Annotated in this window: 14 protein-coding genes; 1 reads left to right on the top strand and 13 read right to left on the bottom strand. The window is 39.5% G+C overall.

Annotated elements, in window-relative coordinates; genetic code table 11:
* Positions 1-23 precede the first annotated feature (23 nt).
* From IEX98_RS13625 to IEX98_RS13575, 11 genes are all read right to left on the bottom strand, one after another.
* Complete coding sequence (locus IEX98_RS13625; protein ID WP_229692169.1) at positions 24-1,397, bottom strand: MFS transporter; 1,374 nt, start codon at positions 1,395-1,397, stop codon at positions 24-26.
* Between the two features lie 213 nt (positions 1,398-1,610).
* Complete coding sequence (locus IEX98_RS13620; protein ID WP_188889726.1) at positions 1,611-2,423, bottom strand: MTAP family purine nucleoside phosphorylase; 813 nt, start codon at positions 2,421-2,423, stop codon at positions 1,611-1,613.
* 124 nt (positions 2,424-2,547) lie between these two features.
* Positions 2,548-3,252: a GntR family transcriptional regulator gene (locus IEX98_RS13615; protein ID WP_188889725.1), complete on the bottom strand. Its 705-nt coding sequence runs from the start codon at positions 3,250-3,252 to the stop codon at positions 2,548-2,550.
* Between the two features lie 385 nt (positions 3,253-3,637).
* The gene (locus IEX98_RS13610) at positions 3,638-6,151 is read right to left on the bottom strand and encodes a heavy metal translocating P-type ATPase (protein ID WP_188889724.1); all 2,514 of its coding nucleotides are present in this window, start codon (positions 6,149-6,151) and stop codon (positions 3,638-3,640) included.
* Positions 6,132-6,506, bottom strand: coding sequence for an ArsR/SmtB family transcription factor (locus IEX98_RS13605; protein WP_188889723.1), 375 nt, complete (start codon positions 6,504-6,506; stop codon positions 6,132-6,134). The genes IEX98_RS13610 and IEX98_RS13605 overlap by 20 nt, the downstream gene beginning before the upstream one ends.
* 512 nt (positions 6,507-7,018) lie before the next feature.
* Complete coding sequence (locus tag IEX98_RS13600; protein WP_188889722.1) at positions 7,019-8,131, bottom strand: copper resistance D family protein; 1,113 nt, start codon at positions 8,129-8,131, stop codon at positions 7,019-7,021.
* Positions 8,132-8,734 (bottom strand): copper resistance CopC family protein, encoded by a 603-nt coding sequence (locus tag IEX98_RS13595; RefSeq protein ID WP_188889721.1) that lies wholly within the window; start codon positions 8,732-8,734, stop codon positions 8,132-8,134.
* Between the two features lie 113 nt (positions 8,735-8,847).
* Entirely contained in the window at positions 8,848-9,429 is a 582-nt protein-coding gene (locus IEX98_RS13590) for a histidine phosphatase family protein (RefSeq protein WP_188889720.1), read from the bottom strand.
* Between the two features lie 18 nt (positions 9,430-9,447).
* Positions 9,448-10,518 (bottom strand): serine hydrolase domain-containing protein, encoded by a 1,071-nt coding sequence (locus IEX98_RS13585; RefSeq protein WP_188889719.1) that lies wholly within the window; start codon positions 10,516-10,518, stop codon positions 9,448-9,450.
* 902 nt (positions 10,519-11,420) lie between these two features.
* Positions 11,421-11,849 (bottom strand): SRPBCC family protein, encoded by a 429-nt coding sequence (locus IEX98_RS13580; RefSeq protein WP_188889718.1) that lies wholly within the window; start codon positions 11,847-11,849, stop codon positions 11,421-11,423.
* Positions 11,850-12,001: 152 nt separating this feature from the next.
* Positions 12,002-12,553 (bottom strand): TetR/AcrR family transcriptional regulator, encoded by a 552-nt coding sequence (locus tag IEX98_RS13575; protein ID WP_188889717.1) that lies wholly within the window; start codon positions 12,551-12,553, stop codon positions 12,002-12,004.
* A gap of 141 nt (positions 12,554-12,694) precedes the next feature.
* Between IEX98_RS13575 and IEX98_RS13570 the strand changes: the two genes are divergently transcribed.
* The gene (locus tag IEX98_RS13570) at positions 12,695-13,606 is read left to right on the top strand and encodes a ketopantoate reductase family protein (protein WP_188889716.1); all 912 of its coding nucleotides are present in this window, start codon (positions 12,695-12,697) and stop codon (positions 13,604-13,606) included.
* A gap of 104 nt (positions 13,607-13,710) precedes the next feature.
* Here the strand turns inward: IEX98_RS13570 and IEX98_RS13565 are convergent, their stop codons facing one another.
* Positions 13,711-14,256, bottom strand: a complete 546-nt coding sequence (locus tag IEX98_RS13565; RefSeq protein ID WP_188889715.1) for a DinB family protein — start codon at positions 14,254-14,256, stop codon at positions 13,711-13,713.
* Between the two features lie 67 nt (positions 14,257-14,323).
* Positions 14,324-15,271 carry a helix-turn-helix transcriptional regulator gene (locus IEX98_RS13560; RefSeq protein ID WP_188889714.1) on the bottom strand — a complete coding sequence of 316 codons (948 nt, stop codon included), beginning with the start codon at positions 15,269-15,271 and terminating at the stop codon, positions 14,324-14,326.
* Positions 15,272-15,385 lie beyond the last annotated feature (114 nt).

Genomic DNA, 15,385 nt, shown 5'->3' with positions numbered 1-15,385 from the left:
CTCCTATTTATATAATAATTTATCTATTCTGCTCCCAAATTTACCTGTTTACGAGTTGACACATAATAAACGATTGTGCCAATCAAGGCGGTTATTGCGAAAAACAAAAACGCATTGGTATATACCCCCAGCTTCTCGTTGACATTAAAAATCGGAATAGTCTTAGAAATATTGGAATTCAGCAAAATTCCGGATAACGAAATGCCTAGAGCGTTGGAAAGATAACAAGTAAAATTAAACAAACCTATTCCAGTTCCCATTTCATTCTGGTTTAGAGTCGAAATTGCACCTGTAAATAATGGCCCGTACGCAAAAGCATAGCCAACAGTGATAAGCGTTAACGCTACAATAACATAGCTGACACTCCCAGCTGAACAAAAGCCGGCAATCAATAAACCAATTATTATAATTCCAGCTGAAATCAATAACGTCCTTACAATGCCTAATTTATTCACGATAATTCCTGAAATTACTGCAAGTATTCCCGCAGTTGTATACGGAATAATATATATGAAGGATGACTGTTCTAAAGAATATCCATATATATCACCCAATAGAAATGGCGGCAAAAATACAATTGCTGTCTGAGCCAAAAATAAAAAAATGAGTGCTAGAAGAATACTAATAAATTTCTTGTTTTTGAAAAAAAGCGGCGGTATAAACGGTTGTTTGGCTGTTTTGATATGAATAGCAAATAATATAACTAACGTAATAATCCCAATAAGCAAATAGAGATTTGGACTGGAAAACATAAAATTAACACATACAAACAACGCTGCCAAAATGGTGAATCCCAAATAGTCCATTTTAGTTTTTTTATTCGAATGATTGGGCAGAAACCTGTAAATAAACGGTAATCCTAAAATGGAAATCAACGGAATGTAGAAGATAAATTTCCAACCTGCATGTGTTGACAGAAAACCCCCTACATATGTTCCTAGAACAGTTGCCAATGCAAAACTAGCACAGCTAAAACCTAACCAGATTATTTGTTCTCTGGTAGGCAAATATTTGGCTACCAAGACCAGAGACAATGCATACGCTACAGCTTCTCCAAACGACTGAATAAATCTGGACCCAACTATCACATAGTACGAATCCGGAATTAACAGTGATGAAATGGATGGTAGACATGTCAATAATACGCCAATAATCAATAATTTTTTTTCATTAAAAAAGTCCGTGAAGCTAGAAAAAAGCAAGAATCCAACTGCTACACCCATTCCTCCTATAGATGCAACCCAGCTAGCTACACCAGTAGAAAGGTCATAAGTGTCTATTAAAGCAGGTGTTATCAGTGTAAATGCATTGTCAGTAAGCTGAAAAATTAACGTATATAAAAATACGATTCCAATGACGATTCTTAATCGTATCAATCCATTTTTATCTATATCCATATCAGGGTCCTTTCTATCTATTGAAAGATTTATTATTTTTTGATAAGGCATATCAAACAACATTTGCAATATTTCAGTATTTAAGATAAATTTGAAGGTGATAAACGAAAAAGCTCTCCTGTCTTGATAAATTCTGTGGCCGGCAAGCATACATGAATTTATGATTTCAGGGGTCTTTTTTTATTGAAATTATGAGTTTTTTTCATAAGTCTCCTATGATTTCTGATGTACGGTGCCGTCTAAAGAATGTTTACACCAGCAATCTTCATCTACATCTGTAAGCTCAATTGCATTCATTAAGATTTGCTGCACATTGTCAAACATTTTTTCCATTGCAGCCTCTACAACACCAGCGTTAACATGACCTTCCTCTATCCCGGCTGCCATACTGGATACGATGCCAATCGACGCATAACAAATTTCAGCTTCTCTAGCTAAGACTTGTTCTGGGAAACTGGTATGTCCTGCAACATCTCCTCCAAGCATTCTTAACATCTTAACTTCTGCTCTTGTTTCATAACGCGGTCCTTCCATACAGCAATACGTTGCACCGTCTTTAACATCGATCCCCGCCATCTCTCCAGCTTCTATAAAAACCTTTGAGAGGCGATCACAATAAGGATCTGTCATATCTACATGAGAAATAACTTCCCCCTCCTGCGTTCCGTCGAAAAGAAAAAAGGAGCTCTTTCTATTTTTTGTGAAATCCAAAAATTGACGCAGAACCACGAATGTCCCTGGTTTATAATCCGGATTTACTGATCCGACACAAGCAGTTGAATAAATTTGTTTCACTCCTAGCATTGAAAGCGCTTTAATATTTGCGCGATAATTAATGCACCCTGGTGCAATAGAATGCTTTTCTCCATGTCTAGTTATAAAAGCAATTTTCTTACCACTCCATATTCCAATTTTAACTGGAATTGAGCCAAACTCTGTCTCGACTAAGACTTGTTGAATCTCTTTAAATCCTGGCAGCCGATAAACTCCAGTTCCACCAATAATGGCGATTTTCACATTTTCCATCTTCTTACCTCCGAAATGTTTGAATTTGATCATTCAACGTTCACACGCCTAACTCACTGCATTCATTCTCACCTCCTTCATAAGCTTGATAATAAACGGTAATGGTAACAAACCAACTCTGAATTTAATTTAATCGAACCCGGTGAATGGGAAAGGAAAACATTTCAGTAAAATATTCTTCGACATAATAGACCGCTTCTTGGTTCTGATTTTTAAAAACGGAATCCATAAATAAAAGCGGAGCATTTGTTGGAAGCTTAAGAAGGGATGCCATGTACTTTGACGCATACACTGGACTAATTTTACCTTCTGAGCTTTGTATATAGATCCCGCGCTGCTCCAGCATTTTAAAGTTCGATCCATAGAATGCTTCTTCTTTAACACCCGTCAAAATATGTGTAGGATAAATAATTTTCTCATAAACGACCGGGATGTTATCTGCTAAAATTATTCTTTCAACGGAATAAACGGGATCGAATTCACTCATATTGAGCAGCTCACAAACTTTAGGACTTGGTTTTTCAATTTTAAGTGAAACATGCTCTACGCTTACTTTATAACCACTTTGACTAATCAAATTAGTTATACTTACTAAATCATTAATCCCATATTGAATGGTTGCATTTCCTACAAATGTACCTATTCCTCTTTTTCGTATAACCTTTCCTGAAAAAGCCAGCTCCTGCAACGCTTGTCTGATGGTTGCTCGACTCACTTGAAAAATATTCGACAGCTCCGTTTCTGAGGGCAGCTGCGAGCCGCTTGGCCATATGCCGTCTTCTATCTCCTGAGTCATTTTCTGAATAATTAAGTTGGTCTTCGTATTCATAATCTATCCTCTCCCTCCTAACTTGTATGTCTTACTCTTGTGTGACTAATCCACTTGCTTTGTGTAAATCCCCATACCTTTGTACGACTTGTTCATATAATTGTCTTACATTTAATTTTACTTGTCAGACAAGTGAATGATATCAATCCAATAGTAAATTGTCAAGCTTTTCGAAAGTCTCGGGGTTATCGTCAAGCCATCTACGACAAGAACCTTGAATTGACGCATTGTTCCTTCTCCCTCTCAAGCAGAAAAGCGATGGCCTTTTTTCAACACATCTTCAATAGCTCTTAAAAAAGAAAAAGTGCCAATCCTTATTAGGTCGGCACTTTTTCTTACGATGAGTATAATACGTTGCGCATTAACGCGATAGTTTCAATCCTAATTAATATTTGCTCTTTAATCTCAACAAACGCATGCTGTTCAATATAACAATTAAAGCGGCTCCCGTATCGCTGATAACAGCCATCCACAAGGTCAACAGATCGGGAAAGATTAGAATCAGTGCTGCCGCTTTAATGATAAGCGAGAACCAGATATTTTGCTTAATAATCCGGATGGCTTTTCGACTAAGATGAATGGTATGCGGAAGCTTCTCCAGATTATCTGCCATCAAAATAATATCTGCTGTTTCCATAGCTGTATCCGTTCCCGCTCCCCCCATAGCGATACCTAAATTAGCCGTTGCAAGAGCTGGAGCATCATTAATTCCGTCTCCAACCATGGCAACCTGATAGCCTTCGCTTTGCAGTTGTTTGATTGCGGATACTTTATCCTCTGGCATCAACTGAGCAAAATAACGAGTTACTCCTGACTCCCCTGCTACCTTCCTTGCAGTACCTTCATTGTCTCCTGTCAGCATGACCATCTGGTGAACACCGGAATACTGCAGTCCTTTAATAGCGCGAACCGAAGATTCACGTATGCTGTCTGCCACAGCAAGTACACCAAGTATGCGGTCTATTGTGCCAACAATGACAATTGTATTCCCTTGCTGCTGAAGCTGCTCGACCTCTTCTTCCAGATCCCTTAACGGAGTTCGCAGTTCCAAGAATAGCTTTAGGTTTCCGGCATAGTATTCTTTACCGCCAATTGTTGCGCTTACCCCTTTGCCGGTCAAGTTTCGGAAAGATTCACCTGCTGCTGGAGCAATCTTCATTTCTTTAACATGATCAACAATTGCTTTAGCAATAGGATGTGTAGAATATTCTTCTAGGGTCAAGGCAACAGATAGTAGCTCTTCTTGGCTTGCTTCTTTTATAATCACATCTGAAAGCCTTGGTTTGCCTTCTGTCAACGTTCCTGTTTTATCAAAAGCAACTGCTGAAACCTTGCCTGCTACCTCAAGGAATGCGCCGCCTTTAATGAGAATTCCGTTCTTTGCCGCATTCCCGATTGCAGATACAATTGCGACAGGTGTTGAAATTACGAGAGCACAAGGACAAGCAATGACGAGCAATTCCAGACCTTTATAAAACCTATCTCCCCACGTTCCCATGCCAAGCAAAGGTGGAAGTGCCATGACGCCAATAGCCAAGATGAAGACAATAGGCGTATAAATTCGGGCAAACCGATCGACAAACGCTTCTGTTGGAGCCTTTTGGTCCTGTGCTTCTTCCACGAGATGAATGATCCTGGCAATAGCAGTATCCTCGACTAACTTGGTGACGGCGATCTCCAGTGAACCATGTTCATTAATCGTTCCGGCGTATACTGTATCTCCGATATGTTTATCAACGGGTATGGATTCTCCTGTTATCGGTGCTTGATTCACGCTTGATTCACCTTGAACAACTTTGCCATCCAGAGGAATTTTATCTCCTGGCTTTACGACGATCACTTCATGAATCGAAATATTCTCGACGGGTTTTCGGACGAGCTCTTTGCCGATTTTTACATATGCTTCAGGCGGCGCGAGATCGATTAAGCTTCGAATGGAGTCCCGCGTTTTTTCTATCGACCTCGTTTGAAGCATGTTGCCAAGAGCAAACAACCATACAACCGTAGCCCCTTCAAACCATTCGCCAATAATGGCAGCACCCACGACAGCTGTCGTCATCAATACATTCATATCTAAAGAACGGCTCTTAACGGCATAGAAAGCAATTCTTGCTGATTTATAGCCTCCAATTAGAATCGATAACGCATACAGAATATTAATAAATAAGGATGGACTGTCTGTATAGGAGCCAACGAAACCGCTAAGCAGCAAAACACCAGATAAAATAACGGTATTCAGGCCCGATTTTATTTTTTTCGTTTCCCTACTTCGACCTTTTGAAGCCAATGAAGCTTGAAAGCCTGCTTTAGAAACCTCTTTAATAATTTCTTCGATGGAGTTATCATGTTCTACCGTCATTTTACCGGTGGCAAAATGAACATTGACTTGCTTAACACCAGATACAGCTTTTAAGTGGTTTTCAATAGTAAGTACACAGGAACCGCAATCCATACCTTGGATAGCATATGTTCGAGTATTTACATTTCGCTCGATTCTCTCCAAGGTATACCCTAGCTTTCCTACAACTGCAGGCAGCTTATCGAAGGCAGCGGCATCCTCAGCCGAGACCTTCATTTTCCCAGAGCTATAATTTACTTGTACATTGGAAATCTCATTCATTTGTCTTACAGCTTTTTCAATAGTAACGGCACAAGCTGAGCAGTCCATTCCATGAACAACATAATTTGCTTTATGAGCAGAATTCGCATTCATTACAGTTTCTTCATCGCGATCGTTCTCATGCGAACATCCAGCTTCGCTTGTGCAGCAAGATTCCTTTACAGGAGTTGCTGCCGTGGTAAAAGATAAAGTTCTTTTAAATTTCTTAGGTGCTTGAGAATTGTGTGCAGAGTCAATGTCTATTGAGTTGTTTTCTTGATTATCTTCCTCCTGACTCATTTGCAACGTCCTCCTTATTGCTCTGGCAGCAATCCAACTCATCATTTTTCTCACAAGCTGCAACCTCTAACTCAACGTTTACAAATACGGACTGCATCAAATCGAGCAGTTGTTTAATTTCTTCATTCCTCAAGCTGTAATAGATATATTTTCCTTCCTGACGTCCAATAATAATTCCACAGCCCTTTAAGCAGGCTAAGTGTTGCGAAATGTTTGATTGATTACCTTTCAATGTCTCAACGATTTGGGAGACGGTTTTTTCCGATTCCCTGAGGCTCTCAAGAATCTGCAAACGCGTCTTATCACTGAAGCCTCTTAAAAATTTCGCCTTAACTTCGCTATTTGTTGTTATCATGGTTATCCACTCCCAGAGATCACATTAGTGTTTGCTAATATATATTATATTAGCGATTCCTAATATGAGTGTCAATTATTAATTCTGCAATGGGTCCATGCTTTATAACCTAGCAGCCCAAGAGACAAAATTGCCAAAAAACTAAATACTAAACTCATTCTGAACTTATACAATTCTTTTCGCATCGTATCTAACCCAGCCCATTAAAGAGGAGCCTCTTGAAGTTTGCCAATGCACGCCGATGAATGCCGATGAAATACAATCCGTTAACAGGAGAAACGCCGCCCTTGTGTAAGAGTTAGCCGTTCTCCCCAAATGCTCCTGGAACTTGTAACAAGCTGTCATTCCGCTTAAAACCGGTAGCCCATATGATATTATGAGCTTCTACATAGCTCCGGTCCTCAAAAACAATATGTATTCCACCATCATCATACCAGTATCCACTAATATGATGATGGTGGATCACAGATTAAATGTGACATAAAAAAGGCACCTGCTAGAGGTGCCTGGAATCAAGCAGGAGATATTTGGACACCAAACATGACGCTTAAATACATCAAGACTGCAGAAACAAGCAAGAATGCGATGACAAGAGGCCATCTCCCTTGCTTCTTCATTAACCATGTGCCTAGTATCGCCATGAAAATAGCTAGAATACCACAAATTACACTTATCCATCCCAACTGAAAACCGACAGAGGTTGACTCCGTTATGGCACCAGATTGAAATAAGCTCCATAACGATGATGTCGGCAACTCCCCTGCTAGTAAAGATTCTTTCATATTATGAGGCGGTGATTGCTGCGACAAAACCGCCGTTCCTAAGAAAACAAGTAAGGCAAATACACTTTCGATCCTAAGCCATGGAATGGGATTGTAACCAGGATCCTTAATCAGTCGCTTCCTAAGCATGAATCCATTCGTAAATGCCAGCGCCATTAAGGGAAGAAGCAACGCGTGTTTAATTAGCAGTGCTTGCCCAAACGAGACAACAAGCCCTTCGGCATACTTGTCGGATAAAAAGAACATAACGCCAATACCGGATGCTAATGCAAGAATGAAAGATATAATAGATAACGGCGTCATCCATCCGAGCCATTTCGCCCAATTAGCGGAGTGACGGGTTAGCCATGCGGCAGCTAATAACGATCCTAGCCAGATGGTGATGGCAAGGATGTGGAGAAAATGCATTACAAAGCCTTTAAAGCCGTATAAGCCTGAGGAATGGCTTGCGTACCCGATACCTGCGGTCATTCCAATGGCTAGAACTAACTGAATCCATAAAGCCGACTTTTCATATTCAGGTTCAATTTTCTGATATAATAGCGCTACGAAAAAACCGGCAAATACTACGGTTAACAGCCAGCCATGTCCGACATTATAGTCTCTTAGTACTCGAAAGGTTACAAAATCAAGCTTGTAATGCATTTCTAATACAAAGAAAAGGATGAGCTTCACAACCGGTAAACTGGAGAACACCACCACTGCTGCGGTCAGCCACGTTAATTGTAAACGGTTAATAACCGTTGCAGGCTTAAGCTTTTCCGGAACCAGATTCAACAAGAGCATTCCTGTAAGTAAGGCGATACTGCAATATAGGAGAAAATCGCCAACAATATAGAACAATTATTTAGTCCTCCTCTTATTGATAAGGAAGAGGATTGCAGCAACAACTACAAAGAGACCAACGCCAAGTCCGACATACATGAGCGGTGATTGATTACTACTAACTTTTGCTGGTTCTTGAATGGGTTCAGAAGAAGTTGGCTGCTGATTATTAGCCGAGGAGTTATTATTTTCTGTTGCTGAACTATTATCTGACTGCACCGGTTGCTCCGTATTCTCAGAAGGAGTTGCTTCCGGTATTACTGACTTTTCTACTGAAAACGAGTATTCTCCAGTTATCGGATGACCATCTACACCGACGATCTTCCATATCACTGTATAGCTCCCGGAAGGTAACGCAGTGTCAAGTTTGCCAGTCATCGTCTTATCTTTAACAGTAATTGAACCAACAGGAACCTTCTCGTCATTCCCATTTTTCAAAGTAAAATTGCTTAAATCTTCGATTTTGGTTTTGAATAGCATTTCAATTTGCGTTACCTCCTGCATCACCTTTTCATCTTTTTCTGGCGAGGAAGAATCAAGCCCTGTGTGTGCAAATGCTGATGCTGGTGGCAGCAGCACTGTTAGCAGCAACACAATAAATAATGTACTTCTTAATTTCATGGTAATAGAATCACTCCTTCTAATTAGCAATATTTTAGCATATGTTCATATAATATTTTGAAGCGTAGTATGACAAAGTTGTAACACATTGGATGGCTTTCCCGCTCCTGCTGTTATCCAGTTTCATTCACATGATTCGCACAGTTAAAGAGTTCACATTCCCAATCCATACCGTTAAATTTAATAATTGTTATGGATGTGTTACTAAAATGCTCATTAATATTAGTTTGAGGAATTAGTTTTTTTATAGTTAAGCCTATTAAAGCACCATGACTTACAACCAGTATTCTTTTACCTTTATAAGTCTCTGCAATCTCAGTAACGAATGAAGCTCCTCTGTATATAACTGACTCATCGTTCTCGATACCAAGCGGCAAACTCTCCCAATCACTTCCCCATCTGCTTATTCGCTCCTCGAGTGTGGTACCTTCTGTTTCCCCCTTATGCATTTCTCGCAGACGTTGGTCCGTTTGAACGTTTAGTTTCATTTTATTAGCGACAATATCAGCCGTTTCTTTAGCTCTTGATAAGTCACTTGAAAAAATCAAATCCCATTTTTCTTTTTGTAACCGAGTTGCCAATGCATTAGCTTGTTGCCTTCCTTCGTCATTCAAAGGTATATCACTCTGTCCTTGCGCTCTTCTTGTGATATTCCAGTCTGTCATTCCATGCCTAACAAATGCAATATACGTCATGATATCATCCAACTCCCGTTACTTTAATGACTTTTCTCCAGATATGATTGCTTCAAATATTTTTTTACCAGTAGAGTCTATCAATGTTCCTTGAGAAGGCTCTTTTCTAGTAATCAATTTTATTAATTGACTAAAATAATAATCTATAAGAGAATTCGAGAAAAAAGAGTAATTTGATAGTAATACAATGCCTACACTGAGTTCCTTGTTCCAAGCTAGATAACTATTAAAACCAGATGAGCCTCCATTATGCCAGAGAATAGATTTATCTAGAATTTTATCCTCATGCCAGCCAAAATAACGGTTTGAATTTCCGATCCATATAGGGAGATGGCTTTTTTGAAGTGTAGAGGCTATCGGACTATCATCATTTAGATTGGCCTGGACAAATAAACTCAAATCGCTAACAGATGACTTAATTCCCCCCGCTCCTTCGTGTATACCAAGATCCCAATGAGGGACTCTTTTTCCAGTTGAAGCATGTCCATTCAAAAACCTGCCATTCTGTTCTGAGTCAAGCATAACGGCTGTCTCATTCATCATTAATGGACTCGTTATATATTTTTTTAACAGTTCATCATACTTACTTCCTGATACCTTACATAGAATGTTCCCCAATAAGCCCATACCGATATTGGAATATCCAAACGAACCAATGCTATCACTGTAGTTTGCATCAGATAAAAAAGCAGTTAGATCCTCTTCGGTATAAATGGAGTAAGGATTCGATCTATTTTTAGATAAAACGTGATTTGTGGCTATGACAGGTAATCCTGAAGTGTGAGTAGCAAGATTTTTCAAGGTAATCTTATTCAAATAATCGTTTTTAACGTTTTGCATATACTTACCAACAGTGTCATCCGAGGAAAGCAGTTTTTCCTGTTCCATTTCTAATAAAAGTATTGATGTAAAAACCTTGGTTATGGAGCAGATTTGAAACAACCTATTTTCAGGTGGGATCATACTATTCTTTTTATTATTACAGAACGAAAAGTATTCAGTATCTCCCTCTCTAATAATCCCGATAACAAGATGCAAATGTTTCTTATCTTTCGTGTAATTCGAAACAAAACTTTTTAAATCCTTCATAGTAAAAGTTACTCCTTTTAAGTTTTATGATGCTTTCATTACTCGAAGGTTGAAATTACGTTATTCAACCTATTTCGGTAAGCTAAATGATGTATTCGTTTCCATTTCTCATCATTCCTGCCCATTAGCTTAATGCCACCGCACCATAAAAGTGTTTTTTAGTAGCAAAAAAGTCTGCAAGTTAGAAATTGCAGACTTTTTTGTGAAAAGCCGGACTTAATTCACAGCTTAATAAATAGAGCAGCTGCTGCCAGACAAACTGCTCTAAGATAATTTGTAATTAAGTTCGCTTGATTTATTTTCTGACTTCCCGAGTATAATCCTTTTAATAATCCATTTGATTTGTCCTCGATGATTTATTTCATCTTCAAAAACGTGAAACTATCGAAAATGATTATTTGAAGGCTGTTGATTGAAAGGCCGTTGAATATTTAACCATCCATCATCCTTTGCTCTTAATGCTACGATTGTATTACTTTCCGAATCATGTAAGTAATCCAATTGCTTGCTATCATGGTTAGAAACACTTTCGATTGTAGTATGTCTCGCATAATTCATCATTGCCACTAATCTACTGAACTGCTCTCAAAATTTTAGAATTCTATTCTTCTTAAGGACAGCTCTCATAATTAAAATAACAACTAGTGTTACATAAGCATATATCATTTTTGAATATAGTTTAGTAATGTTTTCCGATGTAACTGGTTTATCAAAAAAAACAAAGTATCCTATATAGATTACATATCCAATTGAGCAGAATGTAATGATATTTACAATTAATTTTAAGAGTGTTTTAGACATGTAGTCACCTCCAGAAGGTACACGATACCTTGCTCTTCTTTATTCTGTTCTCTATCGATATTCAATCTGTACAACTCTTCTTCCAATTGTTTTCAACGGCTCTAAAACTTCCGTTTATGATACGGAAGACCCTCGCCTTCTTCGCAATACTGTTTAAGACTGTACAAAAAAATAGCCCAGTTATAATTACATAAGCGATAAAATGCGGTTACTTCAGCCCAATTCATCTGGCGAAAAATGATTGAAGTCTTCCCGGCTTTTTCCTCCATATCAAATGAAATTGTCGTACCTATCCATTGTGGATCTGAGTCAACACACTGCCACAAAATCTTTTTATCGGTAACAAGCTCTTCAACTCGCATCTTTGTTAAGCCTTTTCCGCCGAATCGGAATTCATTTATACAACCGATCTGATCATTGACTATTAGTTCATTTGTCCATATTTCTGAAAGTCCTTTTGCAGTGGTTAATGCTTCATATACCGTTGAAGCTGGAACATTTACGGTCTGGAAGTGCTCGATATTTGCCATATTGCTCATTTCCCTTCTTGAAAAGGATTTAGTTTATGTAATTATTTGTATACAAATATTATAGCACGGTAAGGTTGTTTGACTATGCTGCCCGTTAGCTTTCCTTGGTAAATAGCACTTGCGTTACCGTGCTCCTCATTTGCTATAAGGTCTCATTCTTTATAGTAGGGCGTAATTCCTCCTGTATATAGGTTCTCCACTAGCTTGAAAAATTCTTCTGACGATAAATCCTTTTGACGCTGGAGCCAAAGACGAAATAAAGAAAGTGAAGTAGTCAGGTAGAACTCAATAAAGTATGGCGTTAAGGAATGATTTTGCGGAACGTTTAATGCTAATTGATCCAAAGTGATTTCTTTTTTTAAGCGTTTTAAGAAATGGTTACTTCCATAATCGCCCAATAGGGCATTAAGAACAAGGAGATGTTCTCTTTTGTCCAGACAATAGAGCGAATCTTGAACCATATGCATCGATAGCTCTTTATTCGCCATTTCTTTTTTCATGTCATTCAATAAGTCATTTTCAACAGAGTCTAACAATTCGTAAATGTCAGTAAAGTATTGATAAAAGGTGCTGCGGTTATATCCTGACTTATTGGCAATTTCCTGAACTGAAATTTTCTCGATCGGCTTTTGGCTATATAACTCACAAAAAACCTCTACAAACTTTTGTCTTGTTTGCTCCGTTATTTGGGGTTGCTTTTTCATGTTGTCCTCCTGCTCGAATAAGAATATCATCCGACAAATTATAAAAAACTGATGGTTGATCAAGGAATAATAAAGATTTACAATCACATCATACAACATGTTGTCGGATAATAAAAAGGTTACTTCGCAGGGGTGGTTTTAATGTCAGGGAATCGAATTTTAATTTTTGGTGCAGGTGTCATCGGGAGCATGTTCGCGATTAAGTTTATTGAAGCAGGGTTTGACGTTAGCCTGTTTGCACATTCTAATCGATTTAAATCATTAAGAGAAAACGGCCTGCAATATATGGAAAAAGGTACAGTTAGATCGATAAAAGTGAATGTCATTGATACGCTCGAAAATGACGATATATACGATTTTATTTTCGTTACCGTTCGTTATGATCGGTCCGAATCCGCGTTGTTAGCGCTAAAAGATAATCAAAGCCAAAATATAGTTACGATGACGAGTAATTCAATTGGATTTTCTTCGTGGCTGGATATCGTAGGCGACAGACTTTTACCAGCTTTTCCCGGCTTCGGTGGACAGATTAAAGATGGAGTATTACATGCTCGATTTCTGCCAAAGTTTATAGCGGCAACTGTATTTGGAGAAATTAATGGTGTCGTGACAGAACGCATAGCAAAGCTCGCCAATTTATTTAAAACAGCAAAGCTTCCCTACGTTATTAAAAAGGATATGCAAGCGTTTCTAATCACACATTCCGTATCAGATATTGCCATGTTGAGCTTTTTGCATGCTGAGAATAACATAATGGACAACAAAACAACTAGAAAGACTGCACGCAAAATATCAGCCACTTTAAAAGCGTATCTAAGGGCCATACAAAAAGCTGGCGTCTCAATTGATCCGCCAATACTTAAAATCGCGCTTAAATTTCCAAACTTATTTTTGGAGCTTTTCTTTATGACATGGCTGCGAACTAACATGGTTAGGGATATGATGTTGCCGGATTATGCGAATAATGCTAACAATGAAATTGTGCAGTTGAGCAATGATTTAATGGAATTTCTAAGTCAGAATGATGTCAAATCGGAAATACATGTTCAGTAATTTCAAAAAAAGCTCGCCTGTTATTAGCAGACGAGCTTTTGGTTTAAACCTTTTGAAGTAAACAATAGCCCTAACTCCTATTGGAGGTCGGCATCTTGTGTCTCTTACTCATTAGCAATTTTCTGAAAATTTTTCAAACGTTCCAGCTGCAATAGATGATGCCTATAATGCATTTCTACGAGCAAAAACCACTCTGTAGCATTTAACGCGCCTAAACCTGGATGAAGGATTGTATTCCCTTCCACCGCCTGACTCAAAGCGATTTCAGTACGTTTCATCCGTTCCGCTACGCTATGAAGTCCTTCGATCAACTGCTTCTTGCTCTCCGGCTGCTGCGGTGTGTACTGTGGTGAAGCCGGGACCCGTATCCGAATGGGCGGAAGACTTCCAAGCTCAAACGCGGCTCTGCCATTGTCCGTTTTTTCCCCCGTGCTGCCCAGCACTGCTTCGCTTCCCGCCAAACATTGGTCAACATTACGCAGCTGCAGGAATTGAGCCGACTGAATCAAATGCATATACATTTGACCGATCGACCATTCCTCCTCATTCGGCTTTGCAAGTAGTTGCTCCATATCGAGGTTTTCCAGTTCAACTAAATACCGTTCAATCGTCGCTTCAAACGCCTGCAATGCTTCTGTTGTACTTCTCATATAAAAAACACTCCTCATTCATCTTGATATAATCCCAGTATAAAAAAACGCTACTGACAACAGCATGTCAGTAGCGTTTTAAAATCTTCTCGGCCTCTTCCCGAATCCGGCAGCGTAAAGACTCCGGTTCCACAACCTCGACGTCTCCTCCCCAGCTAAGGATAAGATGCAGCAATTCCTCCGGCGTTCGAACACGGAAGTGAATCCAAACAGCGTCTAACCGCTTCTCCACCGTTTCCATATAAAAATTAGCGGTCTCGGCGATTTTATCAGCTATTTCCGGATTGGCCCGAATCAGCACGCGTTCGTTACGGTCATCTGGCGGACGATAATCGCTCAAGTTAAAGTCTTTCGGCATAATAAAGTACTTATCCAAAACGACTAATTCAGTTATTCGTGACAAACGGAAATGCCTGATATCTTGCCGCAGGTCACATCGTCCGAGCAAAATCCAATTGCCCTGAACGAGCGCCAGTCCGTACGGATCGACTTCACGCATACTCTTCCTGTTGCCGTCCGCTTCCGGTATTTTTTTCTGGTACGAAATCTTAATTTTTCGCCTCTCCAAAATCGCCCGCCGCAATTGTCCGAGATAGTCTTTTTCCCTCAAGCCAGTTAACGGTTCACTAACGTGAAGAAGCCTCATGGTTTCGCGGACGCGTGCCGCCTCATCACGTATTGGCTCCGGCAGAATAGCTTCAATCTTGCGTCTGGCAGCCTGAGCCACAGTTCCGTAATTCCCATCCAGTCTTTGTTCGATAAAATCTGTTCCTATAAGCAGGGCCACGGTCTCTTCCACCGAAAAACTGACCGGCGGGAGGAAGTATCCTTCAATCAAAGAATAACCCTGACCGGGAGCTCCCAATATGGGGATCCCCATTTCGCTCAAGGCTTGAATATCTCGATATATCGTCCGTACGCTCGTCTCAAATAATGAAGCTATATCCTCCGCTCTTAATACCTTGCTTCGTTGTAGTTCAAGCATTATGGCAAGCTGCCGTTCGGTTTTATTCATTTTCTGTTCCCTCGCTGATCCATCATCCAGTTCATCTCATTTATTCTAACACAGTAAGCGGCCATTAGCTTAGCGCCAAGACCACCGTATTCGCACGATCACTTGCAAGTTAAA

Origin of the sequence: Paenibacillus radicis (ex Gao et al. 2016) (genome assembly GCF_014641555.1) — a bacterium.
Taxonomy (GTDB): domain Bacteria; phylum Bacillota; class Bacilli; order Paenibacillales; family Paenibacillaceae; genus Pristimantibacillus; species Pristimantibacillus radicis.
This window is presented reverse-complemented; position numbering and strand designations above follow the sequence as displayed.

What these genes read in the sequence shown, in the direction of transcription:
- IEX98_RS13625 (WP_229692169.1), bottom strand. Translation starts at nt 1,397, where the DNA reads ATGGATATAGATAAAAATGGATTGATACGATTAAGAATCGTCATTGGA.
- IEX98_RS13620 (WP_188889726.1), bottom strand. Translation starts at nt 2,423, where the DNA reads ATGGAAAATGTGAAAATCGCCATTATTGGTGGAACTGGAGTTTATCGG.
- IEX98_RS13615 (WP_188889725.1), bottom strand. Translation starts at nt 3,252, where the DNA reads ATGAATACGAAGACCAACTTAATTATTCAGAAAATGACTCAGGAGATA.
- IEX98_RS13610 (WP_188889724.1), bottom strand. Translation starts at nt 6,151, where the DNA reads ATGAGTCAGGAGGAAGATAATCAAGAAAACAACTCAATAGACATTGAC.
- IEX98_RS13605 (WP_188889723.1), bottom strand. Translation starts at nt 6,506, where the DNA reads ATGATAACAACAAATAGCGAAGTTAAGGCGAAATTTTTAAGAGGCTTC.
- IEX98_RS13595 (WP_188889721.1), bottom strand. Translation starts at nt 8,734, where the DNA reads ATGAAATTAAGAAGTACATTATTTATTGTGTTGCTGCTAACAGTGCTG.
- IEX98_RS13590 (WP_188889720.1), bottom strand. Translation starts at nt 9,429, where the DNA reads ATGACGTATATTGCATTTGTTAGGCATGGAATGACAGACTGGAATATC.
- IEX98_RS13585 (WP_188889719.1), bottom strand. Translation starts at nt 10,518, where the DNA reads ATGAAGGATTTAAAAAGTTTTGTTTCGAATTACACGAAAGATAAGAAA.
- IEX98_RS13580 (WP_188889718.1), bottom strand. Translation starts at nt 11,849, where the DNA reads ATGGCAAATATCGAGCACTTCCAGACCGTAAATGTTCCAGCTTCAACG.
- IEX98_RS13575 (WP_188889717.1), bottom strand. Translation starts at nt 12,553, where the DNA reads ATGAAAAAGCAACCCCAAATAACGGAGCAAACAAGACAAAAGTTTGTA.
- IEX98_RS13570 (WP_188889716.1), top strand. Translation starts at nt 12,695, where the DNA reads ATGTCAGGGAATCGAATTTTAATTTTTGGTGCAGGTGTCATCGGGAGC.
- IEX98_RS13565 (WP_188889715.1), bottom strand. Translation starts at nt 14,256, where the DNA reads ATGAGAAGTACAACAGAAGCATTGCAGGCGTTTGAAGCGACGATTGAA.
- IEX98_RS13560 (WP_188889714.1), bottom strand. Translation starts at nt 15,271, where the DNA reads ATGAATAAAACCGAACGGCAGCTTGCCATAATGCTTGAACTACAACGA.